The organism is Kribbella sp. NPDC104740 (assembly GCF_055583505.1).
This window is the reverse complement of sequence record NZ_JBVJNV010000001.1, coordinates 626065-646693: the sequence shown is the minus strand read 5'-3', so window position 1 is coordinate 646693 and position 20629 is coordinate 626065. Positions and strand designations below refer to the sequence as shown.

Sequence of the window (20629 nt, the reverse complement as noted above, 5' to 3'; positions counted from 1 at the left end):
CGCGCAGACACGACCCTGACATGCCCTGCGCCACCTGACGTTCACCAAAGGATGGGATGCTGGTCAACGTGGCAGGAGACTTGTTGGCGTCGCACAACCGGGAGTACGACGTCGAGCCCCCGTACGACATCACGGAGGCCGGCGACCTACCCGAGGACCGGTTCTCGGACCGCGAGCTGAGCTGGCTCGCCTTCAACCAGCGGGTGCTGGAGCTCGCCGAGAACGACCGGGTCCCGCTGCTGGAGCGCGCCAAGTTCCTGGCGATCTTCGCGAGCAACCTCGACGAGTTCTACATGGTCCGCGTCGCCGGTCTGAAGCGCCGCATCGCGGCGGGCGTCGCTGTCCGGGCGGCCAGCGGCCTGATGCCGCGTGAGGTGCTCGACCGGAGCCTGAGCCGCAGCCGTGAGCTGATGGACCGCCAGGCCGAGACCTGGCGCAAGAGCGTGCTGCCGGCGCTGGTCCAGGAGGGCATCGACATCCTCCGCTGGGACGAGCTGGAGCACGCCGAGCGCGAGGCGATGACGACGTTCTTCAAGGACCGCGTCTTCCCCGTCCTGACTCCGCTCGCGGTCGACCCGTCGCACCCGTTCCCCTACATCTCCGGCCTGAGCCTGAACCTGGCCGTCGTGGTCCGCAACCCCGACTCCGGCGGCGAGCACTTCGCCCGGGTGAAGGTGCCGCCGCTGCTGCCCCGGTTCGTGCAGGTCGCCGAGGGCCGGTTCGTCCCGCTCGAGGACGTGATCGCGACCCATCTCGGCCAGCTGTTCCCGGGCATGGAGGTCACCCAGGTCCACACCTTCCGGGTGACCCGCAACGAGGACCTCGAGGTTGAGGAGGACGACGCGGAGAACCTGCTCGCCGCGCTCGAGAAGGAGCTGCTGCGGCGCCGGTTCGGCCCGCCGGTCCGGCTCGAGGTCGAGGAGTCGATCGATCCGAAGGTCCGCGCGCTGCTGGTCAGCGAGCTGGGTGTCACCGAGGCCGAGGTGTTCGAGGTCCCGGGTCCGCTGGACCTGCGCGGCCTGTTCGACATCGCCTCGCTGGACCGCGCCGAGCTGAAGTACCCGGGTTTCGTCCCGTCGACGCACCCGCAGCTGGCCGAGGTCGAGACCTCGAACCCGGCCGACATGTTCCACGCGCTCAAGCAGCGCGACGTGCTCGTCCACCACCCGTACGACAGCTTCTCGACCAGCGTGCAGCGCTTCATCGAGCAGGCCGCCGCCGATCCGCACGTGCTGGCGATCAAGCAGACCCTGTACCGGACCAGCGGCGACTCCCCGATCGTCGACGCGCTGATCGACGCCGCCGAGGCGGGCAAGCAGGTGCTGGTCCTGGTCGAGATCCAGGCCCGGTTCGACGAGCAGGCGAACATCAAGTGGGCCCGGCAGCTCGAGCACGCCGGCTGCCACGTCGTGTACGGCGTGATCGGCCTCAAGACGCACTGCAAGCTGTCGATGGTGGTCCGCGACGAGCCGGACGGCCTGCGCCGCTACGCCCACATCGGCACCGGCAACTACCACCCGAAGACGGCCCGGATGTACGAGGACCTCGGCCTGCTGACCAGCGACAAGGTGGTCACCGAGGACATCGCGCACCTGTTCAACCACCTGTCCGGCTTCGCCCGCAGTACCGGCTCCCGGCGGCTGCTGGTCGCTCCCCAGTCCGTACGCCGTGGCCTGCTGGACCGGATCGAGCGCGAGGTCCAGCACCACCTGGCCGGCCGCCCGGCCCGGGTCCGGATCAAGGTGAACAGCCTGGTCGACGAGGCCCTGTGCGACGCGCTCTACCGGGCGTCGCAGGCCGGTGTCCCGGTGGACCTGTGGATCCGCGGGATCTGCACCATCCGGCCCGGCGTACCGGGGCTGTCGGACAACATCCGGGTGCGCAGCATCCTCGGCCGGTTCCTGGAGCACAGCCGGGTGTTCTGGTTCGAGAACGGCGGCGAGCCGGAGGTGTGGATCGGCTCGGCCGACCTGATGCACCGGAACCTGGACCGCCGCGTCGAGGTGCTGGTCCAGCTGAAGCAGCCGGACCAGATCACCGAGCTGACCGACCTGTTCGACCTGGGCTTCGACGAGCGGACCGGGTCGTGGTGGCTGCAGCCCGACGACACCTGGCAGGCCCGGCTCAGCGGCCCCGACGGCGAGCCGCTGCGCGACCTGCAGGAGCGGCTGATCGCGACCCGCGGCCGGCGCCGCCAGGCCGACCCCAATCAAGCCTGACCGAGGAGACGATGAACAACCCGGCGACCGTGATCGCCGCGGGTGGTGTGGTGTGGCGGGAGGACCGCGGCACGCGCCGGGTCCTGCTGGTGCACCGCCCCCGGTACGACGACTGGTCGCTGCCGAAGGGGAAGCTGACCGCGCACGAGCACGTGCTGTCCGCGGCCCGCCGCGAGATCGAGGAGGAGACCGGCCTGCGGGTCGTGCTCGGCCCCTCGCTCGGCATCCAGCGGTACGACGTCCGCAAGAACGGCAGCACCGTGCCGAAGCTCGTGCACTACTGGTCGGCCGAGACGTACGACGACTCCGCGTTCGTCCCGAACGACGAGGTGGACCGGGTCGAGTGGCTGCCGGTCGAGGACGCCGCGCGCCGGCTCAGCTACCCGCGCGACGTGGACATCCTGCGCAAGCTCGAGCACGCCGTACCGGTGGTCGCGTCGCTGGTCGTGATCCGGCACGCGGAGGCAGTCAAGCGCAAGGACTGGGACGCCGACGACACCGACCGCCCGCTGACCGCGCACGGCAAAGCCACGGCGGACCGGCTGGTCGACGTACTGGCTGCTCTGGGTGTCGACCGGGTGCGCAGCAGCGACGCGGAGCGCTGCGCGACCACGGTCACGCCGTACGCCGCCTCGATCGGCCGCAAGATCCACCTGCACCCGGAGATCTCCGAGCGCGGCTTCGAGGCCGACCCGGCGGCGATGGACGGGCTGGCCGGGACCGCCTGGAAGCACGGTCACGTCACCGTCGTCTGCTCGCATCGCCCGGTCCTGCCCGCGCTGGCCCGCGAGCTCGGGCTCCCGGTCGGGAAGTTCTCCCCCGGCGCGTTCGTCGTCGCGCACCTGCTGGCCGACGGCCGGGTCGCCCACGAGCGGTTCGGCGCGCCGTAGCCGCGGTGACTCCACGCGACCTCGCCAATGCAAAGAGATCGTCACAGTCGGGGTCGCCGACGGGTGCGCCGGGGCCTGCCGGGTATGTTCCTACCGAGGAAACCGGCGCCCTACCGGGAGCCGGCGGCACGGAGAGGCCGGGACCGCACCATGACATCGATGCGCGAACTGACCCTGATCGGGATCCGGATGGAGTCGCCCAACCGGGCACCCGTGATGATGCTGCGCGAGACCGAGGGCTACCGCTACCTGCCGATCTCGATCGGTTCGGTGGAGGCGACCGCGATCGCCTACGAGGAGCAGGGCCTGCGCCCCTCCCGGCCGCTGACCCACGACCTGATGCGGGACCTGATCGAGGCCTTCGGCGTGCACATCGAGGCGGTCGAGATCGTCGAGCTGCGCGACGCGGTCTTCTACGCCGAGCTGGTGCTGGCCAACGGCGCCCGGGTGTCGGCCCGCCCGAGCGACTCGGTCGCCCTCGCGGTCCGGCTCGGTACGCCGATCCGCTGCACCGAGCAGGTCCTGCGCGAGGCCGGCGTCGCGACGCCGGAGGAGGAGCAGGCCGAGCTGGAGCGCTTCCGGCAGTTCCTCGACGGGGTAGCACCGGAGGACTTCTCCAGCTGAGCGTGCGCTAACCTCTGCGTGCGCCGGCGGCAGGGGTGACCCCCGGGCACCGACCTGGGGACCTCAGATGCGTATCCGCCGTACCGTCATCGCCGCCGGCCTGGCCGTTGCCGCCGTCGCTGCTTTCACCACGTCCGCCGCCGCGGCCGGCCCGGCCGCGCCGACCGGCGTGAAGATCGCCTGGGCCGACGCGACCCAGGAGCAGATCCGGGTCACCTGGACGGACGCGGGCGAGGCGAACAAAGTGCAGTTCGACGGCGAGGCGTTCGGCGCCAAGCAGGTCGGCGCGGTCGCGGCCGGCGCACCGAACGAGGTACTCGTTCCCACCGACAGCATCTACGGGGGCTACCGGGCGAACTTCACGGTCGCCCCGGTCGACAGCGCCGGTACGGCGGGTCCGATGGCGAAGTCGGTCGAGTTCGACACGTCCGCGATGGAAGCCGTCCCGATCACGTACGCCGCCCCGAGGGCGGACGGCTCGCTGCTGATCTCCTGGCACGACGCCGTACCGCAGTACGACTACAACCCGAACGACCCGTTCGACGGCTCCGGGCCGGTGCGCTACTCGGTCCTGGACCTGAACGGCAGCGGGGCCCAGACCCCGGTGCCCGGCAACATGCGGTTCGCCGTCGTCAAGACCCGGCCGCGGCCGTACTACGTCTCCGTGCGAGCGGACAACGTCTGGGGCCCGTCCAACTCGCGTCCGTTCACCTTCGACCAGACGGTCATCAGAGGCGGCGCGATCCCCACCTCGGCGGCGTACGGACAGATGCTGACCGTCAGCGGCACGACCGGCAACGGGCAGCAGCACATCGCGCTCCAGGCCAGGGACTCCGCGAGCAGGCCGTGGGTCACGCTCACCAGCACCTACTCCGGGTTCGACGGCGTCTTCCGCCTGCAGGCACCTTCCCCGGGCACCCGGCAGTACCGGCTCTACGCGCCGGCCTGGAAGCGGCAGGACAGTGCCGCTCTCGAGTACGCGACCGGCGTGACCACCTCGCTGACCAGGCACTCGATCGGCACCGCCAAGTTCAGTGCGAACGTCGTCAGCCTCGGCCAGAGCGTCACGGCCAGCCTCTCCATCGCCCCCGCGACCGGGATCCGCACGACGCTGCAGCGCTGGAACGGCAAGGCCTGGGTCGGGGTGAAGGACATCATCCTGTCCAAGGGCCGCGGGTCCTACACGTTCAAGCCCACGGCCCGCGGCACCACGGCGTACCGGTTCTTCGTCCCGAGTACGACGTACGGCGGCCGCGCGATCACCTGGACGACATCGGCATCGCTTCCGCTGGTCGTGCGCTGATACCGGACCGTGACCAAAGGGTGCTTGAAATCACTCAGCGTCACGGTCCTTAACTCAGTTCATCTGCTGGCCTCCTGGCGGCACGCCAGTCGTCGCGATTGCTACCGAAACCGTTCACCGCTCGTTCATCCGCGACGGACCGTGCGGTCATCTGCTCTCCCTACCGTCTGTGGCAGTTCACAAAGTCTGAATTCCCGCAGAAGGGCAACACTCTCGTGTCCGTCAATCGCCTGCTCCGCGTCGGCACCGTCGCCGTGGCTTCTCTCGGCGTGCTCGCACTGAGCGCTTGTGGCAGTGACCCCGAGCCGTCCGGCTCCTCGACCCCGTCGGGCGACAGCTCGGCCTCCACCGGTGGCGCCGACTGCCCCGAGGGCACCCTGAACGCCGAGGGATCCTCGGCGCAGAAGAACGCCATCGAAGAAGTCATCGCCAAGTACAACGAGAAGTGCGGCGACGTCACGGTGAACTACAACCCGACCGGTTCCGGTGCGGGTATCAAGCAGTTCAACGCCAGCCAGGTCGACTTCGCCGGTTCCGACTCGGCGCTGAAGACCGAGGGTGCCGACGGTGGCGAGTCCGAGGCCGCCGCTGCCGCCAAGCGCTGCCAGGGCAGCCCGGCGCTGAACCTGCCGATGGTCATCGGCCCGGTCGCCATCTCGTACAACGTCGACGGCGTCAGCAAGCTGATCGTCGACGGCCCGACCGCCGCCGGCATCTTCCAGGGCACCATCAAGACCTGGAACGCGCCGGAGATCGCCAAGCTGAACCCGGGTGTCACCCTCCCGTCGGCTCCGATCGCGGTGTTCTTCCGCTCCGACGAGTCCGGCACCACGGAGAACTTCACCAAGTACCTCGAGGCGGCCGGTGGCGGCGCCTGGAAGGGCAAGCCGGCCAAGAAGTGGACCGGCACCGGCGCCGGCAAGGAGAAGTCGGCCGGGGTCGCCGAGGGCGTCAAGAGCACCAAGAACTCGATCACCTACGTCGAGTGGAGCTACGCGGTCGACAACAAGCTCGGCATCGCGCAGGTCGACTCGGGCGCCGGCCCGGTCGAGCTGACCGCCGAGTCGGCCTCGAAGGCGCTGGCCGCGGCCAAGCCGGCCGGTACCGGTGCGGACCTGTCGCTGAAGCTGGACTACGCGACCAAGGCGCCGGGGGTCTACCCGATCATCCTCGCGACCTACGAGATCGCCTGCAGCAAGGGCCTGCCGGCCGAGAAGACCGCGCTGGTGAAGAGCTTCCTGAGCTACTTCGCGAGCGCCGACGGCCAGGGCGCGCTGACCGAGCTCAACTACGCGCCGCTCCCGGAGGAGCTGCGGACCAAGGTCGACGCCGCCATCCAGGGCATCAGCTGACCTGCGAGACCCGCGGTACGGCGTGATGCGAGCCCCGGCTTCCCTCCCACTGGGCAGCCGGGGCTCGCCTCGTGACCGAGCACTCCTTCCACCCAGGCGCTTGGAGCAGCACCTATGAGCAGTACAGACGGCACGGCCCCGCCCGCGGCTCCGTCCGACGACAAGAAGCTGGAGCTCGGCCCGGTCGGCCACCTCGGCGACCGGCTGTTCGCCGGCCTGGCCCGCGGGTCCGGCGGACTGGTGGTCCTGATCGTCGCCTTCGTCGGCATCTTCCTGCTGGCACTGGCGATCCCGGCCCTCACCAAGAACGACAGCAACTTCCTCTTCTCCCGGATCTGGGAGCCCGGCGCGATCCCGCCGCAGTTCGGCATCGCGGCGCTGTTCTACACCACCGTGGTCAGCTCGATCATCGCGATGGCGATCGCGGTCCCGATCGCGGTCGGGGTGGCGCTGTTCACCACGTACTACGCCCCGAAGCGGCTGGCCGCGCCGGTCTCGCACGCGATCGACCTGCTGGCCGCCGTACCGTCGATCATCTACGGCCTGTGGGGCATCATGTTCTTCGCCCCGATCCTGCGGCCGGTGATCGACGGCCTCAGCTCGGCGCTGGGCTGGATCCCGCTGTTCGAGAAGCCCGCGACCGACAACGTCGGGGTCGTCTTCACCGCGTCGGTGGTGCTGGCGATCATGATCCTGCCGGTGGTCACCGCGATCAGCCGGGAGATCTTCGCGCAGACCCCGATCGCGCACCGCGAGGGCGCGCTGGCGCTCGGGTCGACGCGCTGGGAGATGATCCGGATGGCGGTGCTGCCGTACGGCCGCTCGGGTGTGGTCAGCGCGTCGATGCTCGGCCTGGGCCGCGCGCTCGGTGAGACCGTCGCCGTACTGATCATCTTGTCGGTGCCGAACGGCAACGACCCGTGGAACTCCTCGATCTTCGCCGGCGGCGAGACGTTCGCCTCGAAGATCGCCAACAACGCCGCCGAGTTCGACTCGCCGGAGAAGACCGGCGCGTACATCGCGGCCGGTCTGGTGCTGTTCGTGGTGACCTTCCTGGTCAACTCGGCGGCCCGGCTCATCGTGGCCCGCAGCGCCCCCGGCGGCAAGCGGACCCGCAAGGTCAAGCGCGTCGGCGACAAGCCGCAGAGTGAAGGAGCATCGCTGTGACCACTCTCGCGGCGAACCGTCCGGCCTACGACGGCAAGACGCTGGACCTGACCGGCAAGTCCGGGGCGCGGGCCTTCCGCAACACCCTGGCCACGGTCCTGATCGTGCTGTGCTTCCTGATCGCGCTGGTCCCGCTGCTGTGGATCCTGTGGACCGTGATCAGCAAGGGCTACCACCTGCTCTTCGACGCCGGCTGGTGGTCGGAGTCGCAGCGCGGCATCACCGTACGCCGCGAAGGCGGCGGCGCGTACCACGCGATCATGGGCACGCTGATCATGTCCCTGATCACCGCGGTGATCGCGGTCCCGATCGCCATCCTCGGCGCGGTCTACCTGGTCGAGTACGGCAAGGGCACCAAGGCCGCCCGCGCGGTCAGCTTCATGATCGACATCCTGACCGGTGTCCCGTCGATCGTCGCGGCGCTGTTCGTCTACGCGGTCTGGATCACCGTCTTCGGGTTCAACCGGGTCGGTTTCGCGGTGTCGCTGTCGCTGGTGCTGCTGATGCTGCCGGTGGTGCTGCGCAGCACCGAGGAGATGCTCAAGCTGGTCCCCGACGAGCTCCGCGAGGCGTCGTACGCGCTCGGGGTGCCGAAGTGGAAGACGATCCTGAAGGTGGTCGTGCCGACCGCGTTCGGCGGCATCGTCACCGGCGTGATGCTCGGCCTGGCCCGGGTGATGGGTGAGACCGCGCCGCTGCTGATCCTGGTCGGCTACTCCAAGAACATCAACCTGAACCCGTTCGAGGGCTTCATGGGCGCGCTGCCGACGATGATCAACCAGGACCGCACCGAGCTGGCGCTGCAGCCGGCCGCGGACCGGGTCTGGGCGGCCGCGCTGACCCTGATCCTGCTCGTCCTGCTGCTCAACGCGCTGGCCCGCCTGGTCGCCCGCTTCAGCACGATCAAGTCCAAATAGTCGAGAGGTACTGAACCGATATGGCAAAGCGCATCGAGGTCAGCGGCCTCAACGTCTACTACGGCGACTTCAAGGCCGTCGAGGACGTGTCGATGACGATCGAGCCCCGCTCGGTCACGGCGTTCATCGGCCCGTCCGGCTGCGGCAAGTCCACCTACCTGCGGACCCTGAACCGGATGCACGAGGTGATCCCGGGCGCCCGCGTCGAGGGCAAGGTGCTGCTGGACCAGCAGGACCTGTACGCCAACGGCGTCGACCCGGTCGCGGTCCGCCGCGTGGTGGGCATGGTGTTCCAGCGGCCGAACCCGTTCCCGACGATGTCGATCTTCGACAACGTCGCGTCCGGGCTGAAGCTGAACGGCGTCAAGGACAAGAAGAAGCTCACCGAGGTGGTCGAGCAGTCCCTGCAGGGTGCCAACCTGTGGAACGAGGTCAAGGACCGCCTCGACAAGCCCGGCGCGGGTCTGTCCGGTGGTCAGCAGCAGCGGCTGTGCATCGCCCGGGCGATCGCGGTCGAGCCCGAGGTGATCCTGATGGACGAGCCGTGCTCGGCGCTGGACCCGATCTCCACGCTGGCGATCGAGGACCTGATCGAGAAGCTCAAGGACCGCTTCACCGTCGTGATCGTCACCCACAACATGCAGCAGGCGGCCCGGGTCTCCGACCAGACCGCGTTCTTCAACCTGGCCGCGACCGGCAAGCCCGGCCGGCTGATCGAGATGGGTCCGACCAAGCAGATCTTCTCGAACCCGACCGAGAAGGCGACCGAGGACTACATCACCGGCCGCTTCGGCTGAGCCGGCCGGTTAGGCGCCGCGGGCAAGCAGTTGCGCCCGCGGCGCTTTTCCTTGCCTGGAAGGGATCTAGACCAGATTCCGCAGTACGCCGTACGCCGCCATCGCGCCGAGGAACACCAGCGGCGCGACCTGCGCGAACCGGGCGCCCGGCCGGGGCCGCGGCAGGCGGAACCGGGCGAACCGCTCCAGCGTCCATGCCAGCAGCAGGTAACCGACCACCAGCGCGACCACCGGGAGCACCACGAACATGGGCGGGTTGTACGACCAGGCGCGCGCCACGTCGCCCTCGAGCAGGGCGGCGGCCATCCGCGTCGTCCCGCAGAACGGGCAGTTCAGCCCGGTCACGGCGTGGAACGGGCACGGCAGCCCGATCCGCCCACCCGACAGGCCGTTGACCGCGGCAAGCACCGCACCACCGGCCAGCACCGCCGCCAGCCCCCGCACCCGGCGGTCCAGCGGCTCAGGCATGGCGGATGCGCCTGCTGTGCCTCTAGGGTGTGCCGGTTGCATAGCTCCACGGTAGACCGTCATCCGGACTCTCCGGTGCGGTGCGTGGCCGGTGAGCCCCAGACTCGCTAGCCTGCATTGACTCCTCAACGAAGATCAGAAGGGATCGTCGTGAGCACTCCGACGCCACCACCGGGTTTCGACCCCCAGGACCCGAACCAGGGCAACGGGGATCAGACGCCGGACCAGCCGGGCCAGTACGGTCAGCAGCCGGGCCAGTACGGCCAGCCCCAGGACCAGCCCGGCGGTTACCCGGGTCAGCCGGGCCAGTACGGCCAGCAGCCTGGGTACGGGCAGCAGCCGGGACAGCCGGACTACGGCCAGCAGCAGCCGGGGCAGTACGGGCAGCAGCCGGGCTACGGCCAGCAGCAGCCGGGCGCGTACCCGGGTCAGCCGGGCGGCCAGTACGGGCAGCAGCAGGGCCAGCCGGGTCAGCCGGGTGGGTCCTCCTACCCGTCGTACCCGCAGGCCGGTGCGACGCCGTACGGCTCCTCGCAGCCCTACGGTGGTTACGGCTACGGCAACCCCGGCGGTGAACTGGCCACCTGGCCGGTCCGCGTGGGCGCCTCGCTCATCGACGGCATCATCGTCGCCATCCCGGGCTGGATCGGAAACCTGATCTCCGGCGCGGGTGACGGCGGCGCCGGCACCACCATCGTCGGCCTGCTGTTCAGCCTGGTCGGCCTCGGCCTGTGGATCTACAACCGTCTCGTCCTGCAGGGCCAGACCGGCCAGAGCTGGGGCAAGAAGGCCCTCGGCCTCAAGCTGGTCTCGGCCGACACCGGCCAGACGGTCGGCGTGGGCAAGGCGTTCCTGCGCGAGATCACCCACATCCTGGACGCCCTGCCGTGCTACCTGGGCTACCTGTGGCCGCTGTGGGACGACAAGAAGCAGACCTTCGCGGACAAGATCAACACCACGTACGTCGTCAAGCTCTGACGCCGGACCCGTCTGCGTACCGGACGCCGTGGCCCTCACCGGCCACGGCGTTCTGCTTGTCCAGAAAGGACTGTTGTGAGCACCCCTCCGTTCGACCCGAACCGCCCGCAGGACCAGCCGCCGCAGTACCCGGTCGTCCCCGGGCAGCAGCCGCAGCAGCCCGGCCAGTACGGCGGCCCGCCGTCGCCGTACCCGGGACAGCCTGGGTTCCCGGGGCAGCCTGGTCAGCCTGGCTACCCGAATCAGCAGCCGGGCTTCCCGAACCAGCCGGGCAACTACGGCCCTGCGCAGCCGGGCTACAACCCGTACTCCGGTGGCGGCGGTGGCTACGGCTTCAACTACGCCCTGCCCGGCCCGCTGGCCTCCTGGGGTTCCCGCGTACTGGCGTCGATCGTGGACTCGCTGGTCCCGATCGTCATCATCCTGGTCGGGGTGTTCGCCGGGATCGCGACCAGCGGCAGCCTGGAGACGATGAGCGACGCGGGCAGTGCGGTGCTGGTGATCTGCTACCTCGGGGCGATCCTGTTCCAGATCTGGAACCGGCTCATTCGGCAGGGCCGCACAGGGCAGTCCCTGGGCAAGAAGGTGGTCGGCCTCAAGGTCGTCTCCCCCGAGACCGGCGAACTGATCGGCTTCGGCCGCAACCTCGGCCGCGAGGTCTGCGCCTTTGTCTTCAACTACTTCTGCTTCCTCAACGTGCTCTGGCCGCTGTGGGACGACAAGCACCAGACCTGGCACGACAAGGTCGCCTCGGACATCGTCATCAAGCTCTAGTGGGAGAGCAGTAGCCCCGCACAGGTCACCGACCAGAGCACGCTGGTGAAGGTGCCGATGATGAACCGCTCGGCGACGGCCTGCGGGGTGACCGACGCCGGCTGGTCCGGACTGCGCAGCTCGGGGTACCGGGCCAGGCCCTTGATGGCCAGCACGATCGCCAGTCCCTCGGGCCAGCCGGCCACCATCGACCCGTAGATCGCGCCGCGCTCCAGCGCACCGATCAGCGCACCACCGCGAAGCACCTCACCGGCCTGCTGGGTCGACTGCGACCGGGTGTTGTTGCGGTCGACCAGCGACAGCACAGACGTCGTCAGCGGGCCGCCTCCCGCGACGGCGAGCCCGCCGGACACCAGGAGCAGCACGTTCCACCAGCCCTCGCGCCAGCCGGTGACGCCGTCACCGGCGAGCAGGATGATGCCGTCTGCGACCAGGCAAGCCAGCATCACGCCGCTGACCACGATCTCCTGCGTCGACCCGGCGGGCAGGATCCACGCCACGACAGCGAGGACCAGCCCGACCGCCGTCAGCGCCAGGACAGCGGCCGTCATGCAGCTGCCTGTACGACGAGGGGCGCGGCGCTCGTGCAGCAGCTCGCGGCGCTCACGCGGCAGCGCCCGGTACGAGCAGCTCGGCGGCCAGGAGGCGCCCCCGTTGCTCCTCGGCGAACCCGGCCGCCTGCGCCCGCTGCGTCACCGCCGACTGGCTGATGCCGAGCTTCACGCCGATCTCCCGGCGGGTCAGCCCCTCCGCCAGCAGGTCGGCCACCGCCCAGCCGCGCTCGCTGCGACGCCGCAGTACGGACGCCATCAGCCACAGCACGCTCTCGACCTGGTCGGCCACCCGCGGGTCGTCGCCGACGACGTTGACGTGGTGCGGGCTCGACTTCGCCTTGGTGACGGCCTCCCGCGCGTTCAGGAACGCCGACCCGCTACCCGCCCGCGTACTGCGCGGCAGCGGCTGGTCGACGGCACCGACGCCGAGCCCGACGTACCAGTGGTCGGCACGGATCAGCTGCACGATCACCTCGACCGTCGCCCGCGCCTCGGACAGCACACCCTGCACCTCGTCGCCGGCCGTCCGCTCGAACTTGCGCAGCAGCCCGGTCCGGCGCGGCCGCCGGTTCAGCGTGTTCAGCAGCTCGGGTACGAGATCACTGGCGCTACGACTGCCCCGCTGATCTACCGTGAGAACGAAGACCACCGCCCTGCACCTCCTTCTCGACGCAAGATTAAGGCTACAGTCTTATTCACGTAGAGTGAAGGAAAAAACCTGAACCGGTTCGCCCGATCACTCCCAGTGACCACCCGCGAGGCTCACCGAACTACCAATTCTCCGCTCAGAACCGGGGTCTTCGCCCACCGACTCACCGCGAGATCTCACGCGGAGTCAGGGATCTTGAGCACCCGAATCCCGCCCTCGACGGCAATCGCGAGCCGCTTGCCGGTTGGATCCAGAGCCACCACGGGCGACGGCAGGTGAGTGACTCCGAAGCAGGTGTCCCGATCGCTCACCTCGACGTCCTGCCACTCGGCCAGCACCTCACCGGTCCGTACGGACAGAACCCTCGGCCATCCGGACAGCGACACCAACTGGTTGCCCTGCCCAAGGATCGTCCCGAGCGGCCGGTCGCTCCGGTGCCGATGAACCCAGGCCGACGCCTCGAACGACCAGACCCCGAACTGCTGCGCTCCCAGCGCAGCCGCCTGGTCAGACCCGTCGCCAGTGGCAACAGCCACCCGGTCAGCGCCCAGCCAACAGCCGGAGATGACCTCAGCATTCTGCGCCGGATCCAACGGCAGCACACCGTCCCCGTCGAGCACCCCCGGCGACTCGACCGCCCGCTCCAGGTCGAACACATGGGCCAGCCCCGCCGGCTGCCATACCCACCCGGCCGACAGCACCCGGCGCCCGTCAGGACTCACCCGTAACTGCGAGTAGAACACGTCCGCCGGATCCCGTTCCCCCGCGGTGATCCGCTCCCCGGTCCCGAGCTCCTCGACCTGCAGGATGTTGTACTCCTCCGGACAGTGCACGACGACATCCCGCCCGTCCGGCAACATGCCGAGAGCAACCGGGTAGTCGTAGTCCTCGGCACAGTAGTAGCTCCGGTTGAGCTCCCGAACGAACTCTCCGTCCTTCAGCACCAGGGCTTTCGTCCCGCGCTCGCCGTACAGGACGGAGTACCGGCCGTGCGACACCGCTCGGTCGAACAGCGATCCCCAGTGCACCCTCCCGTAGTGCTCCACACCGTCGGGGGTCCACCGGCGGACTCCGATCGCGTCGACCAGGTCAGCGCCGTCCCACGACAGCGACAGGACCTCACTCGTCGCTTTCAGAAACCCACTCAACGCGGGTTCTCGCACAGGAACGGCGCCCGCTGCCCGCCCGCGTGGTACTCATACGTCCGCCCACCAGCAGTCAGGACGATCCGGCTCCCGCTCGTCAGCACCTGCGCGTACATCATCCCCGGCTCCGGGCACCCAAGGCTGCTGTCCGGCCAGGTGACCTCCTCCGCGCTGACCAACGTGATCTCGTCGAGGGCCAAGCCGAGGCGCTCAGCGAGGTCGGTCTTGGCTTGTTCCTGCGGTGTCATGGCGGGCTCCCGGTGCGGCGGCGGACGATGGAACGCCATCGTAGGGCGGCCCCGGTTGCCCGGGGCCACCACCACGTCCGCTCAGTCCGCGAGCGGCAGGTAGAGCTTCTTGTCGTGCGACTTGAACGTCTCCGACATCTCCGCGAAGCCGGCCTCGATGGCTTCCTCGGAGTCGAGGCCCTTCTCCTCGGCGTACTTGCGGATGTCGGCGGTGATCCGCATCGAGCAGAACTTCGGGCCGCACATCGAGCAGAAGTGCGCGGTCTTCGCGGGCTCGGCGGGCAGGGTCTGGTCGTGGTACGAGCGCGCGGTGTCGGGGTCCAGCGACAGGTTGAACTGGTCCTCCCACCGGAACTCGAAGCGGGCCGTCGACAGCGCGTCGTCCCACTCCTGCGCGCCCGGGTGCCCCTTCGCCAGGTCCGCCGCGTGGGCGGCGATCTTGTACGTGATCACGCCGGTCTTCACGTCGTCGCGGTCAGGCAGCCCGAGGTGCTCCTTCGGAGTGACGTAGCAGAGCATCGCCGTGCCCAGCCAGCCGATCTGGGCCGCGCCGATCGCGCTCGTGATGTGGTCGTACGCCGGGGCGACGTCGGTCGCGAGCGGCCCGAGGGTGTAGAACGGCGCCTCGCCGCACAGCTCCTCCTCGAGCCGGACGTTCTCGGCGATCTTGTGCATCGGGACGTGCCCGGGCCCTTCGATCATCACCTGGACGTCGTGCTCCCAGGCGACCTTGGTCAGCTCACCCAGCGTGCGGAGCTCCGCGAACTGGGCCGCGTCGTTGGCGTCGGCGATCGATCCGGGGCGTAGCCCGTCGCCGAGCGAGAAGGTCACGTCGTACGCGCGGAGGATCTCGCAGAGCTCCTCGAAATGCGTGTACAGGAAGGATTCCTGGTGGTGCGCGAGGCACCAGGCGGCCATGATCGAGCCGCCGCGGGAGACGATGCCGGTGATCCGCCGCGCGGTCAGCGGCACGTACCGCAGCAGTACGCCGGCGTGCACGGTCATGTAGTCGACGCCCTGCTCGCACTGCTCGATCACGGTGTCGCGGTAGACCTCCCAGGACAGCTCGGTCGGGTCGCCCTTCACCTTCTCCAGCGCCTGGTACAGCGGCACGGTCCCGATCGGGACCGGCGAGTTGCGGATGATCCACTCGCGGGTCTCGTGGATGTTCTTGCCGGTGGACAGGTCCATCACGGTGTCGGCGCCCCAGCGGGTCGCCCAGACCAGCTTCTCGACCTCTTCCTCGATCGAGCTGGTGACCGCGGAGTTGCCGATGTTGGCGTTCACCTTCACCAGGAACTTCTTGCCGATGATCATCGGCTCGGACTCCGGGTGGTTGTGGTTGGCCGGGATCACCGCGCGGCCGCGGGCGACCTCGGCGCGGACCAGCTCCGGGTCGACGCCTTCGCGGACGGCGATGTAGCGCATCTCCTCGGTGATGGTGCCGGCCCGGGCGTGCGCGAGCTGGGTGAGCTTCGGGCGGCCGCCGACCCAGTCCTTCCGGATCGCCGGCAGGCCGGCCTGGACGTCGATGGTCGCGGCGCTGTCGGTGTACGGACCGGAGGTGTCGTACAGGTCGAAGTGCTCGCCGTTGGTGAGGTTCACCCGGCGGCCGGGGACCCGCAGGTCGCCGATGTGGATCTTCTCCGAGCCCGAGATCGGGCCGGTGGTGACGGTCGGGCGAACGGAGTTGTTGCCGATGGTGGTCACGATGCTGCTCCCTACGCCGGAATTACCCGGACAGGTTCGGCGGTCGGCGGCACCGGTTCGCCCAGCCTGGCCGGTCCGGTCTCCCGGTCCACCAGGGGTGCGCAGTCCAGCCGCCCTCTCAGCCCGCTTCCAGCGCGAGCTCCCGCGTTTCGACTTTCCGCCGCCTACGATAACCAATCGGTCGTCTACTGCGTACTGGATCCCGCGCGTCGCCCGATCGCTCGGGTGGTGCAGGTCATTGACGCCGACCGGTAGCGTCGAGCCATGCGAGACATTGTCTACCCGCCGGTGATCGCCTTCGCGAAGACGGCGTTCAAGGTGCTCGACCTGAAGTTCGCGATGGTCGGCACCGAGCACGTGCCGCGGACCGGCGGAGCGGTGATCGCGCTCAACCACATCAGCTACGTCGACTTCGTGATCGGCGGGTTCGGCGCGCAGCCGAGCAAGCGGCTGGTCCGGTTCATGGCCAAGGAGGTGCTGTTCCGCAACCGGTGGTCCGGGCCGCTGATGCGCGGGATGCACCACATCGCGGTCGACCGCGAGGCGGGCTCCGCGTCGTACCGGCAGGCGTTGAGCCACCTGAAGGCCGGCGAGATCGTCGGGGTCTTCCCGGAGGCGACGATCTCGCGGTCGTTCGAACTGAAGGAGTTCAAGTCCGGGACGGTCCGGATGGCCGCGGCGGCCGGCGTACCGGTCATCCCGATGATCCTGTGGGGAACGCAGCGGATGCTGACCAAGGACCACCCGAAGGACTTCTCGCGGCACCAGAACGTGTCGATCACGGTCGGGGCGCCGATCACGGTGACCCGTAAGGACGACGCGACCAAGGCGACCGAGCACCTGCGGTCGACGATGGCCGGGATGCTCGACGAGACGATCCGGGCCTACCCCGAGCAGCCCGCGGGCGCCTGGTGGCTGCCCGCCTCGTACGGCGGGGGCGCGCCGACCCCGGAGGAGGCCGAGCGCCTCGACCAGGAGGAGCTCGCGCGCCGCCGCAGCCGCTGAACCGAACCTGTGCACCGGTGAACAACCCCTTGACCCCGCGCGGTCCCGGGGGTACGAAAGGCCTTTGGTTGTCGTGCTGGACCTGGGGGGTCCGTCTCGGCACGGTCGACGGCTCCTGGGCGGGGACGCCGGCTGACGGTTCCAGGCGGTCGGGGGAAGTTGCGTGGTGTTCGATTCCGAGGAGTTGCATCTCTTCGAACCGGGGCGGTTGAAGGTGGCCCCTCATATCGCCGAGGAGATCCCCGATGCGGGGGTCTTCTTCCTGTCCTGGGCGACCCAGGGGCTGCGCGAAGGGCAGGCGCGCGAGATCGAGTCGGCGGTGAACGGCCGGCGCTGCACGAACGGCTGGTTCCCGCTCGGCAGCCTCAGCGGCGTCGCCCTGCGCGGCCTGCGGCCCGGCCCGCTCACGTACCTGGCCCGGATGACCGCCGAGGACCCGGAGATCCTGCGTCGCTGGGCGACCAGGGCGCTGCCCGACCACGGGCGGACGGGCGAGGCCAAGCGCCGCATCGACGACACGTCGAACCACCTGCTGCTCACGCAGGGCCACGCGGCCGCGGCGACCTGGGTGGTCGCCGTACGGCCGCAGGCGTTCCTGGACGTGGGCATGCTCGGCGACAAGCTCTACGCGACCTGGGACGCGTACCTGAACTCCCTGCGCCCCAAGGACATGGTCAAGGCCGTACGCCGCTGGAACCGCTAGCTAGTGGAACTGCGGGATGATCAGGTACAGCCCGTAGAGCACCGCCGCGACGCAGGCCAGGAAGCAGAGCCCGGCGACAGCCGTGTCCACCGGCGACACCGCCCGCTTCTCGTCGACGGCGACCGCCCGCCGCGACAGCGCGGTGACGCCGAACGCGAACAGCACCGCCACGCCGACCCCGAAGAGCAGGCTGACCACTGCGACCTGTCCGAGTGCGCTCCAGTCGATGTGCATCCGCTGACTCCTCTCAGGCCACCGGCACCGAGGTGCTGGGGTACTCGTTGACGTTGCCGGCCGTGACCGGCTTCCGCCGGGAGGCGACGTAGATGGCGAACCCAGCAGCCGCGGCAGCGACCGCGATGATGGCGACGCCCGCGTTGCCCGAGTTGGCCACCCGCCCGGCCAGTGCGCCGACCACCGCCGCAGCAGGCAGCGTGAACAACCAGGCGAGCGCCATCCGCCCGGCGACGGTCCAGCGGACCTCAGCGAGCCGCTTGCCGAGCCCGGCGCCGAGGATGCTGCCGGAGCAGACCTGCGTGGTCGACAGCGGGAAGCCCAGGTGCGACGACGCCAGCAGTACGGCGGTGGAGCTGGTCTCCGCGGCGAACCCCTGCGGTGACTCGATCTCGGCCAGGCCCTTACCCATCGTGCGGATGATCCGCCAGCCGCCCAGGTAGGTGCCGGCGGCGATCGCCAGCCCGGCCGCGCCGATCACCCACACCGGCGGCCGCGAGCCGGGCGCGAGGCTGCCCGAGGTGATCAGCACCAGCGTGATGATGCCCATCGTCTTCTGCGCGTCGCCGGTGCCGTGCGCCAGCGAGACCAGCGAGGCGGACGCGATCTGGCCGGCCCGGAAGCCGTCGTCGACGGTCTTCTTCCGGCCGCGCTGGGTGATCGTGTACGCCAGGTAGGTGCCGAGCAGCGCGACCACCCCGGCCACGATCGGCGCCGCGACGGCGGGGATGACGATCTTCTGCACGACGGTGCCGAAGTTCACCGCGCCGCTGCCGGCCGCGATCCAGGTGGCGCCGATCAGCCCGCCGAACAGCGCGTGCGACGAGGAGCTCGGCAGGCCGACGTACCAGGTCAGCAGGTTCCACAGGATGGCCCCGACCAGGCCGCCGAAGATGATCGGCACGGTCACCTTGGCGTCGTCGACCAGCCCGCTGGAGATCGTCTTGGCGACCTCGGTGGAGATGAACGCACCGGCCAGGTTCAGTACGGCGGACAGCCCGACCGCGACCTTGGGTCTGAGCGCGCCGGTCGCGATGGAGGTGGCCATCGCGTTCGCGGTGTCGTGGAAGCCGTTGGTGAAGTCGAAGACCAGTGCGGTCGCGATCACCACGACGACGAGGAACGACAGATCCATCACGATCACATCCCGGAGAAGGGCGGCGTCAGGAACGCATTCGACGCTAATCCTTCCGGGTGAACCGGGCGTGAACTACTCGAGGACCAGGTGTGCCAGCCAGTAGCAGCACGCGGCGACGACCCCGGCGGCCGGAATGGTCAGCACCCAGGCGGTGACGATCCCCTTCGCGACCCCCCACCGGACCGCGGACAGCCGCTTGGTCGCGCCGGCGCCCATCACCGCAGAGGTGATCGTGTGCGTCGTCGAGACCGGGGCGTGCAGGCCGATCGCCATCACGTAGAGCACGGTCGCGGCGACCGCCTCGGAGGCGAAGCCGCGGGCCGGGTCCAGGTGGATGATCCGGCGGCCGAGCGTCCGCATGATCCGCCAGCCACCGGAGTAGGTGCCGAGCGAGATCGCGGTCGCGGCCGAGATCTTCACCCAGATCGGGATGCCCTGGCCGGGCTGCACGTGCCCGGTGGTGAGCAGCGCCAGGAACATCACGCCCATCGTCTTCTGGGCGTCCTGCAGGCCGTGCCCGAGCGCCATCGCGGCCGCCGACAGCGACTGCGCCAGGCGGAAGCCGCGGGTGGTCTTGCCGGGGTTGCTGCGCCGGAAGATCCACAGGATCGCGGTCATCAGCGCGAACGCGCCGAGGAAGCCGATCGCCGGCGACAGCACCATCGGGATGACGACCTTGTCGACGATGCCCGACCAGAGCACCACGCTGGTCGAGGCCAGGCCGGCGCCGACCAGGCCGCCGATCAGCGCGTGCGACGAGGAGCTCGGCAGGCCGAAGTACCAGGTGATCAGGTTCCAGGTGATGGCGCCGATCAGCGCCGACAGCACGATCACCAGCCCGTGCTGCCCGCTCGGGGTGACGATGATGCCCTTGCCGACGGTGTCGGCCACCTCGGTGCCCAGGAAGGCGCCGACGAAGTTCATCACCGCCGCCATCAGCAGCGCGACCCGGGGCGTCAGCGCCCGCGTCGACACCGAGGTGGCGATCGCGTTGGCCGCGTCGTGGAACCCGTTGGTGTAGTCGAAGATCAGGGCGATCGCGATGACCGCGACGACGAGCGCGAGCTCCACGCTCAGCTCTCCTTGACGGCGATCTGCTCGACCGTGTTGGCGACGTGCTCGAACGCGTCGACCGCGTCTTCCAGCAGGTCGATCACGGTCTTCACCTTCATCACCGTCAGCGCGTCGAACTCGCCGCTGAACAGCTTGGCGATGATCCGCCGGTGGACCGCGTCACCGGTGTTCTCCAGCCGGTTGATCTCGATCCAGTACTCGGCCAGGTCCTTCATGGTGCGCAGCCGCGGCATCGTCTCCGACGTCAGCGCGGCCATCCGCTGCAGAACCTCGATCTGCTCGGCCACCTCGCTGGGCAGCGACTCCAGGTTGAACAGGTGGATGGCGTCGACGGCCTCTTCCATGAAGTCCATCACGTCGTCCAGGTCGGACGCGAGACGGTAGATGTCCTCGCGGTCGAACGGCGTGACGAACGTCGAGTTCACCCGGCGGATGATCGAGTGGGTGGTCTCGTCGGCCGCGTGCTCGGCGTCCTTCATCTGGGCGGCGATCTGGTGACTGGACGACAGTCCGGTCCCCGCCGTGCTGCCGAGCAGGTCGGCCAGGATGCGGGCGCCGTCAACGAGGTGGTTGGCGGACTCGGTGAAAAGGTCGTAGAACGTCGGGTCGTTCGGACGCAGACGTAACGGCACTTCAAGCTCCGGGTGAACGAGGGACAAACCGTGAACATGCTAGGGGCA

Annotated in this window: 22 protein-coding genes; 12 read left to right on the top strand and 10 right to left on the bottom strand. The window is 69.4% G+C overall.

Annotated features, from left to right (window positions below):
* The first annotated feature begins 56 nt into the window (after positions 1-56).
* The 8 genes from ACZ6Z4_RS03065 (at position 57) to pstB (ending at position 9269) form a co-directional block, all read left to right on the top strand.
* Positions 57-2219: an RNA degradosome polyphosphate kinase gene (locus tag ACZ6Z4_RS03065; RefSeq protein WP_465557543.1), complete on the top strand. Its 2163-nt coding sequence runs from the start codon at positions 57-59 to the stop codon at positions 2217-2219.
* Positions 2220-2230: 11 nt separating this feature from the next.
* On the top strand, positions 2231-3109 hold the full coding sequence (locus ACZ6Z4_RS03060; RefSeq protein ID WP_465557541.1) for an NUDIX hydrolase: 879 nt from the start codon (positions 2231-2233) through the stop codon (positions 3107-3109).
* Positions 3110-3259: 150 nt separating this feature from the next.
* Positions 3260-3733, top strand: a complete 474-nt coding sequence (locus tag ACZ6Z4_RS03055) for a bifunctional nuclease family protein (RefSeq protein WP_273482675.1) — start codon at positions 3260-3262, stop codon at positions 3731-3733.
* A gap of 67 nt (positions 3734-3800) precedes the next feature.
* Positions 3801-5036, top strand: coding sequence for a hypothetical protein (locus tag ACZ6Z4_RS03050; RefSeq protein WP_465557538.1), 1236 nt, complete (start codon positions 3801-3803; stop codon positions 5034-5036).
* A 215-nt stretch (positions 5037-5251) separates the two neighbouring features.
* Positions 5252-6388 carry a phosphate ABC transporter substrate-binding protein PstS gene (pstS, locus tag ACZ6Z4_RS03045; RefSeq protein WP_465557536.1) on the top strand — a complete coding sequence of 379 codons (1137 nt, stop codon included), beginning with the start codon at positions 5252-5254 and terminating at the stop codon, positions 6386-6388.
* A gap of 114 nt (positions 6389-6502) precedes the next feature.
* Positions 6503-7555 carry a phosphate ABC transporter permease subunit PstC gene (gene pstC / locus ACZ6Z4_RS03040; protein WP_363667317.1) on the top strand — a complete coding sequence of 351 codons (1053 nt, stop codon included), beginning with the start codon at positions 6503-6505 and terminating at the stop codon, positions 7553-7555.
* Positions 7552-8472 (top strand): phosphate ABC transporter permease PstA, encoded by a 921-nt coding sequence (gene pstA / locus ACZ6Z4_RS03035; RefSeq protein WP_465557534.1) that lies wholly within the window; start codon positions 7552-7554, stop codon positions 8470-8472. The genes pstC and pstA overlap by 4 nt, the downstream gene beginning before the upstream one ends.
* A 20-nt stretch (positions 8473-8492) precedes the next feature.
* Positions 8493-9269, top strand: coding sequence for a phosphate ABC transporter ATP-binding protein PstB (gene pstB / locus ACZ6Z4_RS03030; RefSeq protein ID WP_363667321.1), 777 nt, complete (start codon positions 8493-8495; stop codon positions 9267-9269).
* 66 nt (positions 9270-9335) lie between these two features.
* Here the strand turns inward: pstB and ACZ6Z4_RS03025 are convergent, their stop codons facing one another.
* On the bottom strand, positions 9336-9737 hold the full coding sequence (locus tag ACZ6Z4_RS03025) for a DUF2752 domain-containing protein (RefSeq protein WP_465557532.1): 402 nt from the start codon (positions 9735-9737) through the stop codon (positions 9336-9338).
* Positions 9738-9887: 150 nt separating this feature from the next.
* Between ACZ6Z4_RS03025 and ACZ6Z4_RS03020 the strand changes: the two genes are divergently transcribed.
* Both ACZ6Z4_RS03020 and ACZ6Z4_RS03015 read left to right on the top strand, forming a co-directional pair.
* Entirely contained in the window at positions 9888-10715 is an 828-nt protein-coding gene (locus ACZ6Z4_RS03020) for an RDD family protein (RefSeq protein WP_465557530.1), read from the top strand.
* Positions 10716-10790: 75 nt separating this feature from the next.
* Entirely contained in the window at positions 10791-11489 is a 699-nt protein-coding gene (locus ACZ6Z4_RS03015) for an RDD family protein (protein ID WP_465557528.1), read from the top strand.
* Here ACZ6Z4_RS03015 and ACZ6Z4_RS03010 read toward each other — a convergent pair.
* The 5 genes from ACZ6Z4_RS03010 to thiC all read right to left on the bottom strand — a co-directional run bounded on the left by ACZ6Z4_RS03010 (position 11486) and on the right by thiC (position 15795).
* On the bottom strand, positions 11486-12040 hold the full coding sequence (locus ACZ6Z4_RS03010; RefSeq protein WP_363667329.1) for a hypothetical protein: 555 nt from the start codon (positions 12038-12040) through the stop codon (positions 11486-11488). The two genes, ACZ6Z4_RS03015 and ACZ6Z4_RS03010, sit on opposite strands and share 4 nt — an antisense overlap.
* 52 nt (positions 12041-12092) lie before the next feature.
* Positions 12093-12692 (bottom strand): transposase, encoded by a 600-nt coding sequence (locus ACZ6Z4_RS03005; RefSeq protein WP_465557526.1) that lies wholly within the window; start codon positions 12690-12692, stop codon positions 12093-12095.
* Between the two features lie 176 nt (positions 12693-12868).
* Positions 12869-13840 carry a hypothetical protein gene (locus ACZ6Z4_RS03000; protein WP_465557524.1) on the bottom strand — a complete coding sequence of 324 codons (972 nt, stop codon included), beginning with the start codon at positions 13838-13840 and terminating at the stop codon, positions 12869-12871.
* Positions 13837-14085: a hypothetical protein gene (locus tag ACZ6Z4_RS02995; protein WP_465557522.1), complete on the bottom strand. Its 249-nt coding sequence runs from the start codon at positions 14083-14085 to the stop codon at positions 13837-13839. Before ACZ6Z4_RS02995 ends, ACZ6Z4_RS03000 begins: the two co-directional genes overlap by 4 nt.
* 81 nt (positions 14086-14166) lie before the next feature.
* Entirely contained in the window at positions 14167-15795 is a 1629-nt protein-coding gene (gene thiC, locus ACZ6Z4_RS02990) for a phosphomethylpyrimidine synthase ThiC (RefSeq protein WP_465557520.1), read from the bottom strand.
* Between the two features lie 264 nt (positions 15796-16059).
* Here thiC and ACZ6Z4_RS02985 point away from each other — a divergent pair, with 264 nt between their 5' ends.
* Both ACZ6Z4_RS02985 and ACZ6Z4_RS02980 read left to right on the top strand, forming a co-directional pair.
* Positions 16060-16800 carry a lysophospholipid acyltransferase family protein gene (locus ACZ6Z4_RS02985; protein WP_465557518.1) on the top strand — a complete coding sequence of 247 codons (741 nt, stop codon included), beginning with the start codon at positions 16060-16062 and terminating at the stop codon, positions 16798-16800.
* 166 nt (positions 16801-16966) lie between these two features.
* Positions 16967-17503 (top strand): hypothetical protein, encoded by a 537-nt coding sequence (locus tag ACZ6Z4_RS02980; protein WP_465557516.1) that lies wholly within the window; start codon positions 16967-16969, stop codon positions 17501-17503.
* Here the strand turns inward: ACZ6Z4_RS02980 and ACZ6Z4_RS02975 are convergent, their stop codons facing one another.
* The 4 genes from ACZ6Z4_RS02975 to ACZ6Z4_RS02960 form a co-directional block, all read right to left on the bottom strand.
* A complete protein-coding gene (locus ACZ6Z4_RS02975) occupies positions 17504-17737 on the bottom strand; it encodes a hypothetical protein (protein WP_465557514.1) in 234 nt (77 codons plus the stop codon). It abuts the gene before it with no gap.
* A 13-nt stretch (positions 17738-17750) separates the two neighbouring features.
* A complete protein-coding gene (locus ACZ6Z4_RS02970; protein WP_465557512.1) occupies positions 17751-18875 on the bottom strand; it encodes an inorganic phosphate transporter in 1125 nt (374 codons plus the stop codon).
* Positions 18876-18947: 72 nt separating this feature from the next.
* Complete coding sequence (locus ACZ6Z4_RS02965; protein WP_465557510.1) at positions 18948-19946, bottom strand: inorganic phosphate transporter; 999 nt, start codon at positions 19944-19946, stop codon at positions 18948-18950.
* A 2-nt stretch (positions 19947-19948) separates the two neighbouring features.
* A complete protein-coding gene (locus tag ACZ6Z4_RS02960) occupies positions 19949-20581 on the bottom strand; it encodes a DUF47 domain-containing protein (RefSeq protein WP_465557508.1) in 633 nt (210 codons plus the stop codon).
* Between the last annotated feature and the right edge of the window lie 48 nt (positions 20582-20629).